This window comes from Streptomyces sp. H39-C1 (genome assembly GCF_027158125.1).
GTDB lineage: Bacteria > Actinomycetota > Actinomycetes > Streptomycetales > Streptomycetaceae > Actinacidiphila > Actinacidiphila fildesensis.
Map to the genome: position 1 here is coordinate 1 of NZ_JAPVLS010000191.1, position 5,482 is coordinate 5,482.

4 protein-coding genes and 1 pseudogene are annotated in these 5,482 nt (G+C 69.6%); 3 read left to right on the top strand and 2 right to left on the bottom strand.

Annotation, left to right across the window (positions count from 1 at the left end):
* From O3W51_RS47060 to O3W51_RS47070, 3 genes and pseudogenes are all read left to right on the top strand, one after another.
* On the top strand, positions 1 to 785 hold a 785-nt coding region (locus O3W51_RS47060; protein ID WP_269290162.1), incomplete at its 5' end, for an IS3 family transposase.
* Complete coding sequence (locus tag O3W51_RS47065; protein WP_138359255.1) at positions 782 to 1,126, top strand: helix-turn-helix domain-containing protein; 345 nt, start codon at positions 782 to 784, stop codon at positions 1,124 to 1,126. The genes O3W51_RS47060 and O3W51_RS47065, both read left to right, overlap by 4 nt.
* A 40-nt stretch (positions 1,127 to 1,166) precedes the next feature.
* A pseudogene (locus tag O3W51_RS47070) lies at positions 1,167 to 1,358 on the top strand (ISAzo13-like element transposase-related protein); the annotation flags it as partial.
* A 389-nt stretch (positions 1,359 to 1,747) separates the two neighbouring features.
* On the opposite strand, the gene O3W51_RS47075 reads toward O3W51_RS47070, so the two are convergent.
* Together O3W51_RS47075 and O3W51_RS47080 are read right to left on the bottom strand one after the other, a co-directional pair.
* Complete coding sequence (locus O3W51_RS47075) at positions 1,748 to 2,287, bottom strand: hypothetical protein (RefSeq protein WP_232486204.1); 540 nt, start codon at positions 2,285 to 2,287, stop codon at positions 1,748 to 1,750.
* Between the two features lie 959 nt (positions 2,288 to 3,246).
* A complete protein-coding gene (locus tag O3W51_RS47080; RefSeq protein ID WP_138359253.1) occupies positions 3,247 to 5,205 on the bottom strand; it encodes an ArnT family glycosyltransferase in 1,959 nt (652 codons plus the stop codon).
* Positions 5,206 to 5,482: the final 277 nt, after the last annotated feature.

Consider the following 5,482-nt stretch of genomic DNA (forward strand, 5'->3'; position numbering starts at 1 on the left):
CCGGCTCGGCCCGGGCCGAGCGCGAACGCGCCGACCAGGTCCTCACCGAGCGCATCGCCGAGATCCACCGGGAGTCCGACAGCACCTACGGCAGTCCCAGGATCACCGCCGAGCTGCGGGACGAGGGACGGCTGGTGAACCACAAGCGTGTCGAGCGGCTGATGCGCCGACGCGGCATCGTGGGGGTGCACCTGCGTAAGAAGGTCCGCACCACGGTTCCCGCACCCGACGCGACGCCGGTGCCGGACCTGCTCCAGCGGGACTTCACCGCCGCTGCACCGAACCAGAAGTACGTCGGCGACATTACCTACCTGCCCATCGGGGACGGACAATTCCTTTATCTCGCAACCGTGTTGGACCTGCATTCCAAGCGACTGACGGGCTGGTCGATCGCCGACCACATGCGGACCGAACTCATCGCCGACGCCCTGCGGGCCGCCGCCGGCACGCGGGGCGGAGACCTGCATGGAGCGATCTTCCACAGCGACAACGGAGCCCAATACTCGTCCAAGGAGTTCGCGGCGCTCTGTGACCGGTTCGGCGTGATCCGATCGCGCGGAGCCGTCGGCACGAGCGCCGACAATGCCGCCGCGGAGTCCTTCAACGCCAGCATGAAACGCGAGACGCTCCAGGGCGCGAAACGCTGGCCCGGGGCCCGCGCCGCCCGCCTGTCCGTCTTCCGCTGGGTCACCCGCTACAACACCAGGCGACGGCACTCCGCCCTCGGCCAACAGAGCCCGATCACCTACGAACAACGATCAACCACGCTGACCATCGCCGCATGACAACCGGTGTCCTCGATCAAGGGGAAAGCCCAAGCCGCACCGTCACCCACCTCGACGTCACCATCCTCGAACCCACCGATCAGCAGCCCGCGCTGCCCACCGCCTCCCGGGACGATCGGCACACCGCCCCCGACAAGCGCCGCCGACACCGAATTCTGACCCTGCTCCAGGAAGACCCCACTCGGCTGTGGCAACCCCGCGACATTGCGGCTCACTTCGGCGACGTCACCCTGGAGACCATGTACAGACAACTGAACCGCTGGGCCACCAGCGGCCTCATCCACAAGCTCGGCCCCGGCCTCTACGCCGCCACGACATGGTCACCAACTTCCCTTGCGTGACCTGCGAAAACGCTAACTACCCGGCCTTGGGGAAAGCCCCCGGCTCTTCTCCCACATCACGATGAACTGGCGCGGCCGACCACTGACCAGCCATGAAGTCATCATGCAATCCATCGCCGCGACCACCACGCGTACCGGACTGAGGGTGACGGCCGAACTCGACACCAACGCCTACCCGACCGGAGTGCACATCGGCGCCGCGGAGATGGCCGCTCTGCCATTGACCCGGCATGTCTCCGCTCACAGCTCCGTGTGCGTCTGATCCGATCAAAACATGGCCCCTTACGCGTGAGGGGCGCTCACCCGATCAGGTAGCGAGGGAGAGCGGGCGTACCACCGGCGCGCGAAACGTCGTTGCGGTAGGACATGAACAGCACATTCACGACGACCGGGTGGCTCCTGGGCCACGTAGGGCCGGTTGGCCCAGGGCTGGTTGGCCCAGGGCCCGTCGGTCATACGGGCCGCCATCGCACACAGGCCGAACCCAAAGGGGCGTACTGCATGGACCCTCCGATCTATTCCGGGCTCGTCGCCGAATGGCAGGCCCACGGGCGGATGGTGCCCGGGCGGCCCGAGGCGCAGGCCCGGGGCCGGGCGGGAGTACCTACGGACCTGGCCCGATCAGCGCCGTTCGCCCCTGGGAGTGGTGTCGCGAGCGGCGTGCCCGGTACTCGCCGGACCGTCCCAGGGATGGGGCCGCCGGGGCCGGACTACGGTGGCGAGCAGGCCGACCGCCTGACGGAGCGCGAGCTCCACCGCGGCGGGGCTGTACAGGGTGCCGGTGCCGTCGGGTGGGACGAGCCATCGCAGGCGACCCGCAGCCCGGTGCGGGGCCGGCACCGCGATCCACGTCCCCTTCCCGGCATAGCGAGTGCCGCAGCCCACCCAGTGGGTCGTGGGATCGGGTGGGAGGAAGAACCCCACTCGGTGGGCGCCGAAGTCCGCCAACGTCGGACCGGGCTCCTGCCGGGGGACGCGCAACAGGGCGTCGACGGCAAGCAGACCCAGCTCTTCCGGGACGCTGAGCACGTCCCAGAACCGTCCGGCGGGCAGTAGCACGGTCCCGCTCTCACCATGTTCCCACTCCCGCTTGCACGCCCGGGGATCCGTCGCGGCAGCGGCGAGCCATTCCAATGCCTGCCTCGGGACCGTACTTCTCATGTCCACTCCTCCATAACTGCCGTGCCCGCCACCGGACGTGCCGCCCTCGGGGCGCGCAAAAGCTGTTCGAATTTCCGGATAACTGCCGGGTTGGGTCGCCCATGCTGGTGGATATTTCTACCCGGCGGAAGAGGTGGCGCGGTGTGGCGTTTCCTCCGGAGCGCCCTCTCCTCCGGCGCCCTTGACAACGATCGAGAACAGGACATGCCCAACGCCACAACAGCGGCATTCATGCGCGCCTGGAGACACCCGCTCCTTTCGCTACTCTCACTCAGACGCCGCCTGAGCAGGGATCCCTTGGCCCAACTCGTGGAGACGGCCAAACGCCTCCAATACGGCGCCGGTTGGGATCACCCGGTGGATGACGACGACCCGAGACGGTGAGCGGCGGCCCCGGGGGTACACGGTCAAAGTGCCCGTCCATAGCGGACGTTGTGGGTCCAGATCCGCTCCAGCCGCACCCGCGCTCATCCGGCACCAGCCGCTCATCAATCCCCACGGCCGACAGCCTGCCCAGCCATCCAAATGAGATGACTTCTTATCCCCATCGATTCGGTTTTGACAACTCCCTTTGCGTCCAATCTGGTTGACCTCCCCGCCTGGCGGCTCGGCACCCGCTTGCTGGGATCCTTGCGGCGTCCGGATCGGCTGCGGGTCTGGCCGACTCAAGGGAAGTCTGAATGGACCGCAAGCAACTCATGATCATCGCTACGACGGTGTTCGGGTGGAGCGTGGTGATGGCCGCGCTGGGCCGGGCCGCCGGGTCACCGCGTCGCACCGGTTCCGGACAGGGAGGGCGGCGCTGCGTGACGATACCGGCCGTACCCCCTGCAAGACCTGTACCGGTGCGGCCCGGCCGCAAACTCGGCCCGATCGCGGACAGCGTCGGCAGCGCCCACCGCGCCTTGGTTCAGCTCGGTCTTCAAGATCGGGCGGGGCGGCATGCCCGCCCCGCCCGATCAGCGGGCCTTGGTGGCCGGTGTGCGTCGTGGGGTGTAGCAGTCGTAGAGCGGGGAGCTCTTGTCCGATGTGTGGCCGTAGGCGCTGGGGCGTACCCGGGTGCAGTGGTCCTTGATCCAGGCGGTCGCCGGAGTGGCGGGCCGCTGCGCGGTCAGCAGGGCGTACCGCACCTGGTGCGCGGCCACCAGGCTTTCAAGTTGCGGGGCCGTCGGGTAGGGGGTCAGGCCGGTGAAGCCGCCCATCACCAGCATCGGCTGGGTGGAGGCCCGCAGCAGCGGCTCCGCGGTGTAAGCGGCCTGGGTGGCGAGCAGGTACTTCTCGCCGGAGAGCCGGGCGGTCAGGTACTTCAGCAGCTTCGCGTCCCGGACCGACGGGTCGTTCAACGTGATCGGGGCGCTCCGGTGCGCCGGGTGGCGGACCTGCTCCTGGTAGGCGTTGCCGACCGGTCCGGCCAGCGGGGACATCGCGGAGCCGGCGTACCGGGAGTCCAGGGTCGAGGCGGTCCATACCGCCGGGGCGAGCAGCGTGGCCGCCACCCCCGCCGTGAAGGCCCAACGCGCCACCTGCGGCATTTCGCGCGCCCGGCGGATCCACAGGCCCGCCGCCGCGCCGAGCCCCAGCACCAGCACCAGGGGCAGCAGCCACGGCGCGAAGGAATGGTGCGGGACCTGGAGCACGACGGCCCACACGACGGTCAGCGCGATCGCCGCGGGCAGCGCCACGCGGCGCGGACCGTCCGCCTGCCACTGCGACCGGAAGAGGGCGAGGCCGGCGCCCGACAGCGCGGCCAGCGCCGGTGCGAGGACGGCGGTGTAATAGCCGTGGTTGCCGTTGGAGGAGCTGAACACCACCGTGTGCAGCAGCAGCCAGCCGCCCCACAGCACGAAACCGGCGCGCAGGGGGTCGGTGCGGGGCTGCCCCTTGCGCCACAGCACACCGAGGACGAAGGCGAGGAGCGACAGCGGGAGGAACCAGGATATCTGCGGGCCTATCGTGCTGTTGAGCAGCATCGTCAGGCCGGTGTTCCCGCTGGCGCGGCTGGCGGTCGTACCGGCCACGGAGCCCAGCGCGTCCGGGGCGCCGCCGAAGCGGCTGAGGCCGTTGTAGCCGAAGACCAGGGTGAACGGGTTGTTGTTGCGCGTCCCGTCGAGGTAGGGGCGCTGGCCGCCGGGGGTCAGATAGACCAGCAGCACCCAGGCGCAGGACACGACGAACGCCGTGCCGCCGGCTAGCAGCACCCGGCCCGCCCGGCGCAGCGGAGCACCCGGCGCGGCCAGCAGGTACACCGCGCCGAAGACCGGCAGCACCAGCCAGGCCTGCAGCATCTTCGCCTGGAAGGCCAGCCCCACCAGAGCGCCGCAGGTCAGCAGCGGCACGAGTCTCCCGGTCAGGACGGCCTTCTGCAGCGCTCCGGCCGCCAGCACCAGCAGCAAGGTGAGCAGGGTGTCCGGAATGCTGTGCCGGCCCAGCGCCACACTGATCGGGCTGAGCGCGAGGATCAGGGCGGCGAGCAGCGCGGCGACCGGTCCGGCCCAGGCGCGCACGATGCGGTGCAGCACCAGGACGCTGAGCACGCCCTCCACAGCCTGCGGGAACGCCACCGCCCAGACGTGCGGTCCGAACACCCGGACCGACAGTGCCTGCGGCCACAGCGCGCCGGGGATCTTGTCCACGGTGATCGACCCGCCCGCGTCGAGCCCACCGAAGACGAACGAGCGCCAGCTCGCGGACATCGACCGGACGGCCGCGCTGTAGTAGGGGTGGATCGCCGCTTCGCCCATGCCCCAGAAATAGAGCACCGTGGCCAGGACGAGGACCAGCAGCAGGGCCGGCAGCTCCCAGTGGAGGGTCTCCTGCGAGGGCTGCCCGACGACGGGTACGGCGGGCTCGGCGAGTCCCTGGCGGCTGGAGCGGCGCCGATGCGAGGATGCGTGCCGGGTGGTGGGACTCGTGGTCATGAAGCCGGACTCTCGTGTGGTGGCGGACCTGGCGCGGGGCCGGGTTTCGGCGACTGGGGCCGGTGGTCGGCCGTGACAAGTGCGGACCCAGCGTAGGCCCTGCCTGCCGGCCGCCGACGCCCGACCAGGCCTTGCGTAAACGCTCGTATGAGAAGCTGTTGCGCTATCGATCTTGAGGAACGTCGGTTCGAGTGATCAGCCTCGGTCGGGTGGTGTTGGGTTGTGGTCCGCATGAAGGCAGGGCCTCCGGTGCAGCTCGTGGTTGTCGAGACCGTTG